This is a genomic window from Flagellimonas sp. S3867, from assembly GCF_014698935.1.
In the GTDB taxonomy this organism is placed as follows: domain Bacteria; phylum Bacteroidota; class Bacteroidia; order Flavobacteriales; family Flavobacteriaceae; genus Flagellimonas.
Map to the genome: position 1 here is coordinate 1,021,646 of NZ_JACVMN010000001.1, position 14,453 is coordinate 1,036,098.

16 protein-coding genes are annotated in these 14,453 nt (G+C 38.6%); 7 read left to right on the forward strand and 9 right to left on the reverse strand.

What is annotated here, in order from left to right:
* The first annotated feature begins 77 nt into the window (after positions 1-77).
* The 4 genes from IAG46_RS04600 to IAG46_RS04615 all read left to right on the forward strand — a co-directional run bounded on the left by IAG46_RS04600 (position 78) and on the right by IAG46_RS04615 (position 3,463).
* Complete coding sequence (locus IAG46_RS04600; protein ID WP_190809140.1) at positions 78-773, forward strand: DUF2490 domain-containing protein; 696 nt, start codon at positions 78-80, stop codon at positions 771-773.
* Positions 774-809: 36 nt separating this feature from the next.
* Positions 810-2,030 (forward strand): bifunctional alpha/beta hydrolase/OsmC family protein, encoded by a 1,221-nt coding sequence (locus tag IAG46_RS04605; RefSeq protein WP_190809141.1) that lies wholly within the window; start codon positions 810-812, stop codon positions 2,028-2,030.
* A gap of 414 nt (positions 2,031-2,444) precedes the next feature.
* Positions 2,445-3,026, forward strand: coding sequence for a superoxide dismutase family protein (locus IAG46_RS04610; RefSeq protein ID WP_190809142.1), 582 nt, complete (start codon positions 2,445-2,447; stop codon positions 3,024-3,026).
* A 65-nt stretch (positions 3,027-3,091) separates the two neighbouring features.
* The gene (locus IAG46_RS04615) at positions 3,092-3,463 is read left to right on the forward strand and encodes a VOC family protein (protein ID WP_190809143.1); all 372 of its coding nucleotides are present in this window, start codon (positions 3,092-3,094) and stop codon (positions 3,461-3,463) included.
* A gap of 83 nt (positions 3,464-3,546) precedes the next feature.
* Here the strand turns inward: IAG46_RS04615 and IAG46_RS04620 are convergent, their stop codons facing one another.
* A complete protein-coding gene (locus tag IAG46_RS04620) occupies positions 3,547-4,194 on the reverse strand; it encodes an OmpW family protein (RefSeq protein WP_190809144.1) in 648 nt (215 codons plus the stop codon).
* A gap of 189 nt (positions 4,195-4,383) precedes the next feature.
* Here IAG46_RS04620 and IAG46_RS04625 point away from each other — a divergent pair, with 189 nt between their 5' ends.
* Both IAG46_RS04625 and IAG46_RS04630 read left to right on the forward strand, forming a co-directional pair.
* Positions 4,384-4,920 carry a mechanosensitive ion channel domain-containing protein gene (locus IAG46_RS04625; protein ID WP_190809145.1) on the forward strand — a complete coding sequence of 179 codons (537 nt, stop codon included), beginning with the start codon at positions 4,384-4,386 and terminating at the stop codon, positions 4,918-4,920.
* A gap of 71 nt (positions 4,921-4,991) precedes the next feature.
* Positions 4,992-6,176, forward strand: a complete 1,185-nt coding sequence (locus IAG46_RS04630; protein ID WP_190809146.1) for an LETM1-related biofilm-associated protein — start codon at positions 4,992-4,994, stop codon at positions 6,174-6,176.
* 96 nt (positions 6,177-6,272) lie between these two features.
* Here the strand turns inward: IAG46_RS04630 and IAG46_RS04635 are convergent, their stop codons facing one another.
* From IAG46_RS04635 to IAG46_RS04670, 8 genes are all read right to left on the reverse strand, one after another.
* Complete coding sequence (locus IAG46_RS04635; RefSeq protein ID WP_190809147.1) at positions 6,273-7,028, reverse strand: LytTR family DNA-binding domain-containing protein; 756 nt, start codon at positions 7,026-7,028, stop codon at positions 6,273-6,275.
* A 51-nt stretch (positions 7,029-7,079) separates the two neighbouring features.
* Positions 7,080-7,409: a 2TM domain-containing protein gene (locus IAG46_RS04640; RefSeq protein WP_190809148.1), complete on the reverse strand. Its 330-nt coding sequence runs from the start codon at positions 7,407-7,409 to the stop codon at positions 7,080-7,082.
* Positions 7,410-7,455: 46 nt separating this feature from the next.
* Complete coding sequence (locus tag IAG46_RS04645; protein ID WP_190809149.1) at positions 7,456-7,761, reverse strand: 2TM domain-containing protein; 306 nt, start codon at positions 7,759-7,761, stop codon at positions 7,456-7,458.
* A 2-nt stretch (positions 7,762-7,763) separates the two neighbouring features.
* A complete protein-coding gene (locus IAG46_RS04650; protein WP_190809150.1) occupies positions 7,764-8,066 on the reverse strand; it encodes a 2TM domain-containing protein in 303 nt (100 codons plus the stop codon).
* 38 nt (positions 8,067-8,104) lie between these two features.
* Entirely contained in the window at positions 8,105-8,383 is a 279-nt protein-coding gene (locus tag IAG46_RS04655) for a 2TM domain-containing protein (protein WP_190809151.1), read from the reverse strand.
* Positions 8,384-8,508: 125 nt separating this feature from the next.
* Positions 8,509-9,852, reverse strand: coding sequence for a 2TM domain-containing protein (locus IAG46_RS04660; RefSeq protein WP_190809152.1), 1,344 nt, complete (start codon positions 9,850-9,852; stop codon positions 8,509-8,511).
* Positions 9,849-10,472, reverse strand: coding sequence for a M48 family metallopeptidase (locus IAG46_RS04665; RefSeq protein WP_190809153.1), 624 nt, complete (start codon positions 10,470-10,472; stop codon positions 9,849-9,851). Before IAG46_RS04665 ends, IAG46_RS04660 begins: the two co-directional genes overlap by 4 nt.
* Before the next feature lie 168 nt (positions 10,473-10,640).
* Positions 10,641-11,780, reverse strand: coding sequence for a hypothetical protein (locus IAG46_RS04670; RefSeq protein ID WP_190809154.1), 1,140 nt, complete (start codon positions 11,778-11,780; stop codon positions 10,641-10,643).
* 312 nt (positions 11,781-12,092) lie between these two features.
* On the opposite strand from IAG46_RS04670, the gene IAG46_RS04675 reads away from it, so the two are divergent.
* Entirely contained in the window at positions 12,093-14,450 is a 2,358-nt protein-coding gene (locus IAG46_RS04675; RefSeq protein ID WP_190809750.1) for a TonB-dependent receptor, read from the forward strand.
* Positions 14,451-14,453 lie beyond the last annotated feature (3 nt).

The following is a 14,453-nucleotide window of genomic DNA, read 5'->3' on the forward strand; positions in this document are numbered from 1 at the left end:
CGAGCGCAGTCGAGAGGAAGTTTAACAACAATTGGAACGAGGTCGTGACTGCGCACGACCTGACAATAGAATTTTTAATGAAAAGACTGTTTTTATTACTATTTGCAAGCACCTGCTTCTATGGTCAAGCCCAACAACCCGGAGAAAATGAATTGGGCGCATGGTATATGTATTTTGGTACTAATAAGATTTCCGAACGTTTCAGCATTCATTCCGAAGCTCAATTTCGATTTTATGAAACCACCTCCAATTTCAATCAATTATTATTGAGAACAGGGTTAAATTATCATATCAATCCCAACGCCATCGCTACGGGAGGCTATGGTTTTATCTCCACTGATACCAGCTTTCTGGAATTCCCCAGTGAAACGAATACCAAGGAACATCGCATATTTCAACAATTTATTCTAAAGAACAAGGTTTGGGAATTCCTTTTTGAACATCGTTATAGATTAGAACAGCGTTTTCTGGATTTTGGAGATCGTACCGACACGCAACACCGTGCTCGTTATAGAATTCAACTTACCTTACCACTTACCGACACTTTTTTCTTGAATTTTTATGACGAATTGTTCATTAATCTACAGGATAATCTGTTCGGACAAAATCGATTATATGTCGCTTTAGGGGTGCATATTACCCAAAATAGCAGTGTTCAATTCGGGTACTTGAGAAATCAATTTAGCACGGCCGTTTTTGACCGATTACAGATAGGTTTAACGTATAACCCCGACCTAAGAGGTGTATTTAAAAGAAAGGCCAAGGATAACTAACTATTCGATAGGCCATATATAATCAACTCAACAAAAATGAGTCTACAAAAAATTACCTTTCAAAATGAGCAAGGCCAGACATTGGTGGGGCGTTTAGAGCTTCCGGCCGACAGTCATCCTCATAATTTTGCAGTATTTGCCCATTGTTTTACTTGTAACAAAAACCTCTTGGCGGTCAAAAATATAAGCAAAGGATTAACAGCAAATGGTTTTGGTGTACTGCGCTTTGATTTTACGGGTCTAGGTGAAAGTGAGGGTGATTTTGCAGACACTAATTTTTCAGGTAATGTTGAAGATTTGGTTGCTGCAGCACAATTTCTGGAAAAAAATTACATGGCCCCTACCCTAATTGTGGGGCATTCACTTGGCGGTTCCGCTTCCATATTTGCAGCTAGCGAGATTCCTTCAATAAAGGCGGTTGCCACAGTTGGGGCACCCTCAAATCCGGTCCATGTAAAACACCTCCTTAAAAGTGGTATTGAGGAAATTCAATCTGAAGGAAAAGCAGTGGTGAACCTTAGCGGAAGGGATTTCACCATTAAAAAACAATTTTTAGATGATTTGGAGACGAAGTCCTTGCCTGAAACGGCCAAGGCTTTGCGCAAACCATTGCTGATCATGCATTCTCCCCAAGATGATACGGTAGGAATAAAAAATGCAGAGGAAATCTATATTTCTGCCCACCATCCGAAAAGCTTTGTTTCGTTGGATGGTGCCGATCATTTGCTTTCTAAAAAAGAAGACTCCATATATGTTGGCGAAGTTATTTCCGGATGGGCCAAAAGATATTTGAATCCAGATATAAAAAAAGATACGCGCCTAAAAACCAAGCACCAAGTGGTAGCAAGTTTGGATGGGGCCGATGGCTTTACCACCCAAATGAAAGTTGGGAATCATTATATGATTGCTGACGAACCGGAAAACTATGGCGGAAATGACTTCGGTCCTTCGCCATACGAGCTGGTTTCAGCAAGTTTGTCTGCATGTACGGTGATGACCATTCAAATGTATACCAAGCGAAAAGGATGGGTTGTGGATAATGTTGAAGTTCATACCTCTTACAGTAAATCACATATGGAAGATTGTGAAAATTGTGAAATCGATAGTGCCAAAATCGACACTTTTCACAGGGAAATAAGACTGACAGGAAATCTGGACGAAAAGCAAAAAGCACGAATAATGCAAATTGCCGACAAATGTCCCGTGCACAAAACATTGCACAGTCAAACACAAGTGGTTACTAAACTATTGGAATAAGAGACATACCTCAACTATTGTCGCATGTACAATATATCGAAGTAGCGTAGTTCGAGTTCTATCGCAGCTCTATGGATTTTTCGCAATGACCTCACATAGTCATTATACCCGATATGTCCATTGAATCGAGCCTTTTTCAGCTGATGGTACCCCTTACAAAAGGATTTTCTCTTCTTACAATAAATAAGAAAATTGATATAATCTGAAGGTTGTTGAACAAGGGTATTCACCTAAAACTTTGTTTAACTAATTGATAAAAGAGTTCATACAAAATAACGAAGCAAAGCAAAGATTAGTATTTCGTCGGTGTTTTTTTACATTTCATCGATGAAAACTGAGAGGTTATTATGAAATAAAACTATTGTCACCTGTATAAATAATGAGTAACTTGATCAAAAACCTAAAACAATCACAATGAAAAAAATACATGCAATAGCTATGGGACTTGTTCTAATAGGGGCCATTAGCTGCAAACAAGTTAAAAAAGAAGCAGATACCGTATCGGAAGAGGTCGTTGAAGAAGTAAAGAAGGAAGTAGTAGCGGTAAAAACAATTACATTTTCAATGGAACCCAAAAGTGACAGCAACGTTTCGGGAGAAGTAACTTTTACCGAGGAAAATGGGAATGTAATTATGAAAGCTACCTTGTCCGGTCTCACCGAAGGTGAGCATGCCATCCACATTCACGAGAAGGCAGATTGTTCATCGGCCGACGGAAAATCGACCGGCGGACATTGGAACCCAACCTTTCAGCCACATGCCAAATGGGGAGACGATGGTGGTTATCATAAAGGAGATATCGGAAATTTTGTAGCTGATGCGGAAGGTAATGCAACCGTGGATTTTGCAACCTCCGAATGGTGTATTGGTTGTGATGATGAAACCAAAAATATTGTGGGCAAAGCGGTTATCGTTCACCAAGGTGTAGATGATTTCACTTCCCAGCCAAGTGGAGCAGCCGGGGCTCGAGTGGCCTGTACGGGAATTATCCAATAAATTATCTAGGGCCACTTAGCAGTGGCTCTTTTTTTTTAACCATTTTCAAACCCTTGACTAAAGCTATGAAACTAGGAGCATTCTCAATTAGTTTGGCCGTAAAAGACCTTGAAACTTCAAAGGAATTTTATCAGAAGTTAGGTTTTAGCGTATTTGCAGGAAGCAAAGAACATAATTATTTTATTCTCAAGAATGGAAACGCTCTTATCGGTATTTTCCAAGGAATGTTCGAGAATAACATCCTCACCTTTAATCCTGGTTGGAATGAAAATGCAGAGACATTACCCAATTTTGATGATGTACGTTCCATCCAAAAGCATTTGAAATCCAATGGCGTTGCTTTGGCGTCCGAGACAGATGAAAACGTGACTGGTCCTGGAAGTTTTACGGTAATCGACCCAGATGGCAATGCGATTCTAATTGATCAGCATATATAACATTTTGATTGCTTAAAAGTTCATAAAAAAAACGACCTGATGGCCCAGGTCGTTTTTTAATCAACTAAATAAATATCCAAAAATTACAACTTCACTCCCACTCCAAAACCAATAATCCATGGATTGATATCTACATCTGCAACTACCGTTGCACCAAGTGCAGTGGTAGCGTTTACAGTTGCATCGGTATTAAGGAATAGCTTTTTTACATCTGCATTCAAGAACCATTTATCATTGAGCATAAAATCGAATCCACCCTGAAAAGCATATCCAATTGCTGTATCATAGTCTACATCGTCCGCAACGGGCCCCTCATCAACCCCATAAAACAGCGTTAGATTTAAACCTGCACCCAAATACGGAATAAAATCTCCTCCCGTAAAATGGTATTGTCCCGTTAAAGTTGGTGGAAGTAACCATACATGGCCCAAATCAATATCACCAGCAGCCGTTCCGATAGCTTCCACATCGTGTTTTGCCGTAGCCAAAATCAACTCCAAAGACCAGTTTTCATCAAAGAAGTAAGAAATATCCAATTCGGGGACAACAGTTGAAGATATTGACACATCTCCTCCTATGGCTTCTATATCGGCACTCTCATCCGGAGTTACCACAATTCCACGTAGCCTAAACTGCCATGGACTCCCGTTGGTATCAGATGCTTCTTGCGCCGAGGCCCAGTTTGAGGCTCCAAGTAGCACAGCCATTATACAAATTACTAGTTTTTTCATTGCGCTATGTTTTAAAAATTTGTCAAAACTACCGCGACACTTGTTCGGAGAACATGATCATTATCATTGTACACTTTTTTATGCCACTTTTTTTTAGAAGAGGTTTAAAACAGTTTCAATGACTAATCCGATTTTTTTTTTACCTAGCCATCAGAATTGGGTAATTTGCAATAAACTAAACAACAACCTATGGTGGATTTAATGTCTTTTAAACAGGAAATCTTGACCACAGCAATTGTCATAATTGTCATTTTTGGTCTTAATTTCCTAAGCAAACGTGCAATTAGAAGATTTGGAAGAACAAGTGCAATCGACATCAACAGTCGAAAGATTATCTTCTATTTGAGTAATCTGGTTTTCTACGGAATCGGCATTATTTTGATTACCTTGATATGGGGTGTCAATCTACAAGAATTCTCAGTGTTCATTTCCTCAGTTTTGGCAATCCTGGGCATTGGCTTTGTGGCGCAGTGGTCCATTTTATCAAACTTAACGGCCAGTGTTATACTATTTTTTAGCCATCCTTTACGACTTGGTGATCGTATTAGGGTATTGGACAGTGACTTTGATTGGACGGGAAAAGTGGAGGATATAAGCGGCTTTTATCTCTTTATGCGAACTGACGATGACCGAAGAATCACTATCCCTACCAACCTTGCAATCCAAAAAGGCATTGAAATTTTGCAGCAGGATGGTCCCAATGACCGAATAGATCAAGTCCAATAACAATAAATACTATGGAAGTCGGCAGAAAAGTCCTATAATTTGCTTTATTTTGATGTGTAAACATTAACCTAATGAACCCTTCCGCTTCCGGCTGGATCAACAAATTTGGACATCTAGTTAAAAACGAGCCTGAAGCTTTCCCAGATTTTGAAAGCCTTTACCAAGAACTCAAAAGGAACGGTTTTGTTTATGGGATCCATATAGACATTCCCAAGTTTATTAACGTAGAGCACAAATTGACAGAGGATGAAATCGCCAAAATCAATCTGCTCACCTCCTTATATTTTACATACAAATTTGAAAAACAGGAGAGTGATTTTGAGCGTTTTGTAAACACTGTTTTCAGCTACTACCAATCTCTGGAAGTCAGTAAGATTTCGTTTTTGAACAAAATATTGACCGGAAGTCAAACCGAATCCCAGCTGGAAAAGTTAATAGATTCAAGAATTTACCTTGGCGGAAACGCTTTTAACCGAGCATTTGGCAACAGTCTAACCAATTCACTGTTATATGTCGATGTATTGATTTTCAGAATTTATCTACGAGCCCATGCGCCGGTTATTGAACATGCACAACTTTTGGAATATGTAACCATCAATATTGCTTATCAAGCATTAAATTCCAAGGAAACCCAAAAAGAAGATGACAAACTTGTACAACTTTTAGGGTCGTCTTTGACTTTTTTGAATTTGGAAGAGACAAATTTGGATGGTACCTATCGCAGTTTGTTGAAACAAAATTTCACAGAGTGTGAAAAAGATTATTTTATGGATATGGCCTGTTTGACATTATGGGAAGACAAGCTATTGGACCGTAAAGAATGGGATTATATTTTGGGCCTGGGAACTGATTTGGACAAGACTGAAAAAGAGGTAAAATCCACCGTTGATTCTGTTCAATTTTTCTTTGAAAAAAACAAGTCCAAAATCGGGTATTTAAATGACAAAAATGTTGCCGTTCAATTCTACGAAGGTATGTCAAAAAATGTGGGTAAATTAATTCTGAGAAACAGTAAAAGATTAAAAAAAGAACTTGCAGAAAGTAAAGAATTGGTTTCGCTTTTATCGAAGTCGGCGACCAAGGATTTGAATGCTGATGAAAGGAAAAAAGTTCAAAATCAGTTGCTTGATATTTTTAAATCCATTCCCTCTTTGGCTATATTTATGCTGCCCGGCGGTGCTGTTTTATTACCTATTTTCATCAAGTTGATTCCAAAATTGTTACCTTCAGCCTTTGACGACAACAGAGTGGACTAATTTCCCTTGATTTTGGTCGAAAAAGGCACTATAAGAAAAATTTATAATTGTTTTTTAATCAATTTATTAACTTGATATTCAGTTTTTTAATAAATATCACTCTAACCATAACTTAAAGTCTCTAACACGCTCTCTACTTACAATGATTTCTTGCTCATTGAAGCGGTTTAACTTGATTTGCAGCCTTGAATTTGTATAGGAAATGATGTCATTAATGTGGTTGACGTTCACATAAAACTTTCTACTGACCCGGAAGAAAACTTCTGGGGACAACTCCTCCTCTAACTGCTCCAAAGTAGTATCCAACAAATAATTTCTACCATCCAAAGTAGCGGCATAAGTGCCCTTGTTTTCACTGTAAAAACATTCGACCTCCTCTGCATTTACAATTTTTAAATGCTGTCCGACTTTTACTGTAAATCGTTTTTTGAACTCTCGTTCCAAAGGGTTGGTCAGCAACTTTTTTATGTCGTTAAAATCGACCGTCAATTTCTGGTTTTCAGGCTTAAAATTTTGATACTTTTTTACGGCGGTTTCAAGCTCTTCATCATCGATGGGTTTTAGCAAATAATCTATGCTGTTCAACTTGAATGCCTGCAGTGCATATTCGTCATAAGCCGTAGTAAAAATTATCGCACTTTTCACTTCCACCATATCAAAAATTTCAAAAGAAAGACCATCCGATAATTGAATGTCCAAGAAGATAAGATCTGGATGTTGATTATTTTGAAACCACTCTATCGATTCTTCAACCGAATGCAGCATCGTGGAAACTGACACATTGAATTCGGACAGCAATCTATTTAATCTCCTTGCTGCCGGTTTTTCATCTTCTATGATTATTACATCCATTTATTTATGATTAATTGATAAAACTAAATAGTGTTTGTGGTTAGGCACTGTTCATTTGTACCTTTCTCTCTCTTCCTGGTCTTCTTCCATAAATTTTTTAATCTGCCTTTCCTCCCAATTTTTAAGAAATGGTAATTTATGTCTTTGTAGAATCAAGCCATGTATTATAACTATCAAACCCCATATGATAACATTTCCGTTAATCCAATCGAAGTAATACGATTCAGTTGGAAAACCTTCCGGCATCCAAGGAGTCAGCCATCCACTTTTTATGAGATAGAGTGCCCCATTAATGACGATAAATATTTTTAGGTGGTTATAAAACCCTTTCAGTTCTTTAACCCTCTTCTTTGCGCGCTCGTACTTATCCAAATCTTTCATAATACTTGATCAAATGAACTTATTCCCATTTTTACTTGCCTCTCCATTACTTAAACTTGTCCATATCCTTTTTGTCCTTTTCAATATATTTTTGAATCTGTCGCTCTTCCCAGTTTTTCCCGAACAACATACTAAATCCAAAGGTTTTGGAGGCGTGAAAGAACAATCCTATTCCCCAAGCTCCCAAGGTTACGAAGTGGGGCCACTGCCAAAAATCATCGGTATTTCTATAAATATTTACTAAGATGACAGTATTTATTATCATGTAAATGGATAGATGGATATAAAATCCTTTCATTTCTTCGACCCTTTTTTTTGCCCTTTTATACTTTTCATTATCTAAATGTTCCATAATTACCTCCATTTTTTTGTCTTCTCGTCTTCATTCATTAGTTCCTTGATTTTGCGTTCCTCCCAACTCTTCCCAAAAAATGGGTTTAGATTGAAAGTAGCCGCAGCATGAAATATTAGTCCAATTCCCCATCCAAATGCAGCCCATAAAAACCACATATAACGAAACTCGTTGGTCAAATAATTGATCAATGCCAGTGCTGATATCACCATGATGTACGACCATAAATTGGCATAAAATTTCTTTAATTCATCTACTCTTTCCTTGGCTCTGATATATTTATTTTCCTTTTTAGAATCTTCCATTTTGGTTGGTTTTGGTAATTATTAAATATAAGTATTCATTAGAATTTATCGCGGTTCATAAACTCCTGAATTTTGCGTTCTTCCCAGTTTTTCCCTAAAAAAGGGTTGTATCCGGTTGCCTTCATCCCATGGATAATTATTCCAAATCCCCATCCGAAAGCAGGGAAAATCACCCACATAAAACTTGTGGTTTGATAGTTGATATAAGCTAGAAAAGGGATTACCAAACAATATGCCACTACATTGGTGTAAAAGCATTTGAGTTCTCTGACTCGTTCCTTGGCTCTTTGGTATTTGTATTCGTTATGAGTTTCCATATGTTTTGTTTTTAGATGCTTTTTAATTACATCCCAAAATTCCATATAAATAAAGGGTAGAAAAAAAATGGATTCGCGAACCGTTGTTTTAGACGGATGAACTGTTTCTTAAAATTTAGAAGCTACTAAAAATCATCTTTATCCATCAATTCTTGTATTTTTCGTTCTTCCCATCGCTTGCCCCAAAGTGGATTGTAACCATGGGCTTCCATACCATGCGCAATAACCCCAAATCCCCATCCTAAGGTTGGGAAAAAGGCCCATAAAAAATCTGTGGTCCTAAAGTTGAGCCACCATAAAAAAGGAATTACAATACAATACGCCATTAAATTGGAATAAAACTCCTTTATGCTCTTCACCCTTTCTTTTGCTTTCAAAAACCGCTTTTCTTCAATATAGCTTTGTTGGGTTTCCATAACTGAAACCTGTTCTGTGAGCATGGGAATGGCCACTCTGAACTCGGAATTGGTTTTAGATATTTCTATCGCCCTATCAGTAAGAATATCATAACGTTGCCTAATGTTTTGTAGCCCTACTCCACTGCTCTTTTTGACCACCTGTTTTTCTTGGAGGTTATTGCTTACCACCAACATCCCATCTTCTTCTGTCACCTTCAAACGCAAAGGTTTGGAAGCGGTAACCACATTATGCTTTACGGCATTTTCCAAAAGTAATTGCAACGATAATGGAACTATTTTTGCTTCTGGAACACTGCAATTTTCAGGTATTTCGAATACAATGCTGTCTTCGAATCGCATTTTTAAAAGCCGAACATAAGTTCGGGCAAAATTGAGCTCCTCATCCACAGTGACCAAGTCCTTGTTCTTTTGTTCAAGGACATATCGGTATACTTTGGAAAGTGATGTTGTAAACTTCTGTGCTTGGTCGGTATCTTCCTCTATCAAACTGGTAAGCACATTAAGGCTGTTGAACAAAAAATGGGGGTCGAGCTGATTTTTAAGGGCATCAAACCGGGCAGAGGCCGTTCCCGCGATAATTTTTTGCTCTTTTACCTTCTTTTCTTGCCAGTGTTTGTAAAAGTGGACTGCATGAAAAAAGACTGAAATCACAATGGTAATCAGTAAAGCGACCACATAATAGATTGGTTTTTCTCCGCTTATGAATACATCCCAATCTTTTCCCTCAAATCCAACATGAAGTACAATCCGAATCCAGAAAATACCGAGCATGGTAATCATTATCCCCCCAAGACCACTTATGACAAGCCTATAACGAGCATATTTTTTCCAAACAACTTTATGGTTTAAGTAGTCATAATACACTCCGTTCAGCAACGAGAGTACAATGGAATAAAAAATATAGTACCCTACCTCACGAACAAGGTCGTTATCAAAAGATACCGACCTGCCCATTAAAGCTTCCAATCCTATAAAGATTATCGCTATTATAAGCCCAATTGCAATTGCTGTAAACAGCAATTTCCCAATATATCTTATGAATCTTTTCATTCACCACATTGCTTAAGGACCATTTGAGCCCTGTCTTTTCCCCAAGAAGGATAAAATGGGGTATCGCTGCTAAAATTAGCAAAAAGTTCTAAGGCTCTTTCAACATCCTTGCAATAAGGCGTGGTATCCTTGCCAAAATATCTTGCCGACCCCATATCCCATTCCGCTTTTGAAAACACCACGCGCGGATTTTCAGGAGCAATTTCAAATGCCTTTTGATACAGCTGGGCATTTTTGCCAGATAAGGTCATTCCATACGTGGCACCGTCAAATGCAATCCATGCGGTATTGATCATAGCCTCTTGTACCAACAATTCGGGATTATCAGGTGAAATAGCTTGAGCAAAATCTGAAAACTCTTTGGCTTTTTCCAATTGTTTGGATAGTTTTTCCAAATCCTTTACACCAAATGAGTATAGGGTGTTAATTTGAGCCACATAATAATACGGCACCCAATTATCTGGTTCCGCCTTGGCAATACGCTCAAAAAGATTTGCTGCTTCCATGGGTTTTTGGTCTTTCCAAAGTTGAAAGGCTTGTTCCATACCCTTGGAATACCGGTCTTGAGCTGAGGCAATCCCAACACTGCCGATTAAAATAAGAAGGATTAGTTTTTTCATCACTGTTCGTTTTTCAATTATTTATGAAGCAAAAATGCCCTCGAACAGTATATCTGACCAAAAACTGTTACCCAACCGTAGATTTTTACGACTGAACTGTTGATTGGAAATAAAAAGTCCGGCAATTCTCTAGAAAAGCCGGACTTCAAAAAATATAAGTACTGGTTATTAGTTGCTGTAATCTTTGTAGATGGCCTCTTCAAAAGCCTTCCAGTGGGCATCTGTCATTCTACCTGGGGTAAAAAGACAAATCCCTTTTGCTCCATTTTTCATGGAGCCTGCGATAGCCTCACCAATCTCTTCAGGTAACAATCCATGGTTTTCAGGGTCTTTCTCATTCCCTTTCTTTTCCGGTTTGGGGCAAATGAACAATCCACTATAGATTGGCACCCCTACTTTGCCTGCTCCGACTTCTTCCTTTACAATTTCGCCCACCCATTCAGGTCCTTCCAAATAAAAATCGTTGTAATTCATGGGATACACCGCATCCAAATTCCATTTGTTCCACTCTTGGCGTACCAACTTTTTGGAAATCGATGGTCCAGGAAAAACTGCTGCATTGATTGTTTTTCCTTTAGCATGAACTACATCCGCTAGGCGGCTTACCATATTGGTAATAAGGTCGTATCTGAATTGCTTCCATTCAGCTACTTGAGTAGCATCTTCTACTTCTTTGATATCAATTCCACTCTTTTCCTTAAAATCGGAGGTACAATCATCGCAGTAACAGTAGTCGTAAGGTGCATATTCTTTGTCCATTATCAAACCATATTTGTCCCATAATCCACGGGCCAAAATAACATCAGGGAAACGAATGTAATCCAAGTGTATTCCATCCACCTCTTCTACTTCTGCAACACCGCCATATAGTTCAGCCAAAAAGTTGTAAGTCCCTTCTTTGCTCGGGCACAAAAATTTATAATATGGCACATAGGCAGGCTTCTCAAACGCAGATTCTCCATTTCTGTTAACGGCATACCATTCTTTTTTAAGTTTTGGATTCTCTCCTTGTACCATTGTCGGTATCCAGGTATGGAACTCCATTCCAGCATTTTTCACAAACTTACCGACCCTTTTATACGTTTCTGGGTCGTGTCCTCCATTGTACATGAGTCCATCCACCCCTTTTTTCTTAAGATCTTCAAATTGAGCTGCTAATTCAGCATCCGTAGCTTCACCGGGTCCTCCCATCCACGCATAGACAGGAATCTTGTTTTTTTTATCAACCGAAGTGGCATTTTCTGAATTTTTGGTCTTGCAGGAAACCAACAATATGGCTGCCGCTGCAAATAGGAATAATTTGTTCATTTTAAGCTTCGTTACATTTAATTCGATATGAATTTAACCAAACTTTCCCTGCCTATTCAGATTCTTAGCTAAATGACACCTCTGCCAATACGAACACCAACACTTTTATGATTTTTAAGCTACAAGTTCAGTGAGCAAATCCAAATTTTAAGTTAAAACTGCACCAAGAACAGATTTCTTTCGGCTTTGGTGCAACCCTTATTTTTTTCAGATGTCCTTAGGTGGAATAGATCAAAAAACGATTCAATCTAATCTTAAATCAAAAAACGGATGAGGGAAAAAAAGAAAAGGCCTGGGCCTATTCGCTTACTTATGGGGCTATGCCTTTTGGCAAGTTCATTTACGATAAACGCACAAAACAATTACACAATCAGTGGTAACGTAAAAGATGAAATTAATGGGGAGACGCTTTTTGGCACATCCATATTTTTAAAGGGCACTACCATTGGGGCCATAACCAATGAATACGGTTTCTATTCCATAACCGCCCCTCAAGGATCCTATATGCTAGTCTTTTCGCATTTAGGGTATAAAGAAATTTCAATGCAGGTGGTGTTAGACCGAAACCAAAAAATTGATATTGAAATTGCGGAGTCATCAACACAACTGAATGAGGTAGAGGTAACCGCTGAAGAGCCTGAACGTGCCATACTGCGAAAACCTGAAATGAGTGTTTCCAAACTAAATATCAAAACAGTAAAGCAGATGCCCGTAGTTTTGGGTGAGCTGGATGTTATAAAATCGCTTCAGATTTTACCTGGGGTTACCAGCAATGGTGAAGGATCAAGTGGATTTCATGTTCGGGGTGGTGCTGTGGACCAAAACCTTGTACTCTTGGATGAAGCTATCATCTACAATACTTCACATATGCTCGGTTTTTTCTCAGTTTTTAACGCAGATGCCGTAAAAGACCTAAAGCTCTATAAAGGTGGTATTCCTGCCAAGTTTGGCGGACGGGTTTCATCTGTTTTGGATGTTAGACAGAAGGATGGGAACAGCAAAAATTTTGCTTTAACAGGCGGTATAGGAGTAATTTCTAGCAGGTTGGCTGCCGAAGGCCCCATGTTCAACGACCGAGGTTCGTTTCTTGTTGCTGGTAGGGGATCCTATGCGCACCTGTTCTTAAAATTAGCTGGAGAAAAGAACAGCGTCAGTTTTTATGACCTCAACCTTAAGACCAATTACCAACTAAATGATAAAAACAAGCTGTTTCTTTCCGGTTACTTTGGACGGGATGTTTTTGATTTTGATGGTTCGTTCAGTAGCAGTTATGGAAATGCTTCTGGAAATTTAAGATGGAATCACATTTTTAACGATCGACTGTTCTCTAATCTTTCCCTTATTTATAGCAAATACGATTATGAACTGGGCATAGAGGATTTTGAGTTTGATTGGATTTCCTCCATCAAAAATTACAATGCCAAATATGATCTGAAATATTATTTCAGCGATGCTTTTAAACTCGATTTCGGGATAAGCACTATTAAATATGAGTTTGATCCTGGGCAGATTAAACCTACTGGACCAAATTCTTCAATAAATGAGCTCCAGTTAGATCAGAAACGTGCACTGGAAAGTGCTGCATATATCAATGCAGAACATAAATTAACCGATAGATTGACCGCGCAATATGGTCTACGGTTCAGCCATTTCAACAGAATGGGCGGACAACCACTATCTGAATATGCAAATGACCAGCCCCTGACCTACAACCCTACGTTACGATTTTACCAAAGAACCGATCCTATTGGCGAAACCGTTTATAAGAAAAATGAGAGTATAGAAACCTTCAGCAATTTTGAACCGCGGGTGTCTTTGGCCTATCAACTCAATGATTATTCGTCGGTAAAATTTGGGTATTCCAGAGCCGCACAATACATTCATTTGTTGTCCAACACCTCTTCTGTTACCCCTTTGGATGTTTGGACACCAAGTGGAAAGTACATCAAACCCCAATTGTCTGATCAGTATGCTATCGGATACTTTAGAAACTTCAAGGATAAAATGTATTCGATGGAAGTGGAGGCGTATTATAAAACGGTAGACAATCGCATTGATTACATTGATGGCTCTGACCTAATTGGAAATAATACCATAGAAAGGGAAATTTTAAACGGTGAATCCAGGGCTTACGGCTTGGAACTACTGTTCAGAAAAAATGAAGGCCCCTTGACCGGCTGGATTTCATATACCTTATCAAAATCGGAACAAAGAACATTTGGTGGTAATGCTGGTGGTCCAGGAATCAACAATGGGGATTGGTATAACACCCCGCATGATAGAACTCACGATATTTCCATTACGGGAGCTTATCAATTCAATGAAAAGTGGAGTTTTGGTGCCAATGCTATTTTCCAGACCGGTAGGCCCGTGACCTATCCTAATGGCCAGTACCAATATGAAGGTATCTCCATTGCATCCTATTCGGAGCGTAATGCGGATAGATTGCCCGCTTACCACAGATTGGACGTTTCGGCAACTTATAAGCCCAATAAAAGACCGGATAAAAAGTGGAAGGGAGAATGGGTCTTTGGTATTTACAATGTGCTGAATCGAAAAAATGCTGCCAGCATTTCATTTGGTCAAAATTTTGAAACAGGAGCCAACGAAGCAACTCGAACCGCAATCTTCGGAATAGTCCCATCAATCACATATAATTTTAAATTCTAACAC

Excerpts from the sequence above, each read along its gene's own strand:
- IAG46_RS04600 (WP_190809140.1), top strand. The coding sequence starts at position 78 with ATGAAAAGACTGTTTTTATTACTATTTGCAAGCACCTGCTTCTATGGT.
- IAG46_RS04605 (WP_190809141.1), top strand. The coding sequence starts at position 810 with ATGAGTCTACAAAAAATTACCTTTCAAAATGAGCAAGGCCAGACATTG.
- IAG46_RS04610 (WP_190809142.1), top strand. The coding sequence starts at position 2,445 with ATGAAAAAAATACATGCAATAGCTATGGGACTTGTTCTAATAGGGGCC.
- IAG46_RS04615 (WP_190809143.1), top strand. The coding sequence starts at position 3,092 with ATGAAACTAGGAGCATTCTCAATTAGTTTGGCCGTAAAAGACCTTGAA.
- IAG46_RS04620 (WP_190809144.1), bottom strand. The coding sequence starts at position 4,194 with ATGAAAAAACTAGTAATTTGTATAATGGCTGTGCTACTTGGAGCCTCA.
- IAG46_RS04625 (WP_190809145.1), top strand. The coding sequence starts at position 4,384 with ATGGTGGATTTAATGTCTTTTAAACAGGAAATCTTGACCACAGCAATT.
- IAG46_RS04630 (WP_190809146.1), top strand. The coding sequence starts at position 4,992 with ATGAACCCTTCCGCTTCCGGCTGGATCAACAAATTTGGACATCTAGTT.
- IAG46_RS04635 (WP_190809147.1), bottom strand. The coding sequence starts at position 7,028 with ATGGATGTAATAATCATAGAAGATGAAAAACCGGCAGCAAGGAGATTA.
- IAG46_RS04640 (WP_190809148.1), bottom strand. The coding sequence starts at position 7,409 with ATGAAAGATTTGGATAAGTACGAGCGCGCAAAGAAGAGGGTTAAAGAA.
- IAG46_RS04645 (WP_190809149.1), bottom strand. The coding sequence starts at position 7,761 with ATGGAACATTTAGATAATGAAAAGTATAAAAGGGCAAAAAAAAGGGTC.
- IAG46_RS04650 (WP_190809150.1), bottom strand. The coding sequence starts at position 8,066 with ATGGAAGATTCTAAAAAGGAAAATAAATATATCAGAGCCAAGGAAAGA.
- IAG46_RS04655 (WP_190809151.1), bottom strand. The coding sequence starts at position 8,383 with ATGGAAACTCATAACGAATACAAATACCAAAGAGCCAAGGAACGAGTC.
- IAG46_RS04660 (WP_190809152.1), bottom strand. The coding sequence starts at position 9,852 with ATGAAAAGATTCATAAGATATATTGGGAAATTGCTGTTTACAGCAATT.
- IAG46_RS04665 (WP_190809153.1), bottom strand. The coding sequence starts at position 10,472 with ATGAAAAAACTAATCCTTCTTATTTTAATCGGCAGTGTTGGGATTGCC.
- IAG46_RS04670 (WP_190809154.1), bottom strand. The coding sequence starts at position 11,780 with ATGAACAAATTATTCCTATTTGCAGCGGCAGCCATATTGTTGGTTTCC.
- IAG46_RS04675 (WP_190809750.1), top strand. The coding sequence starts at position 12,093 with ATGGGGCTATGCCTTTTGGCAAGTTCATTTACGATAAACGCACAAAAC.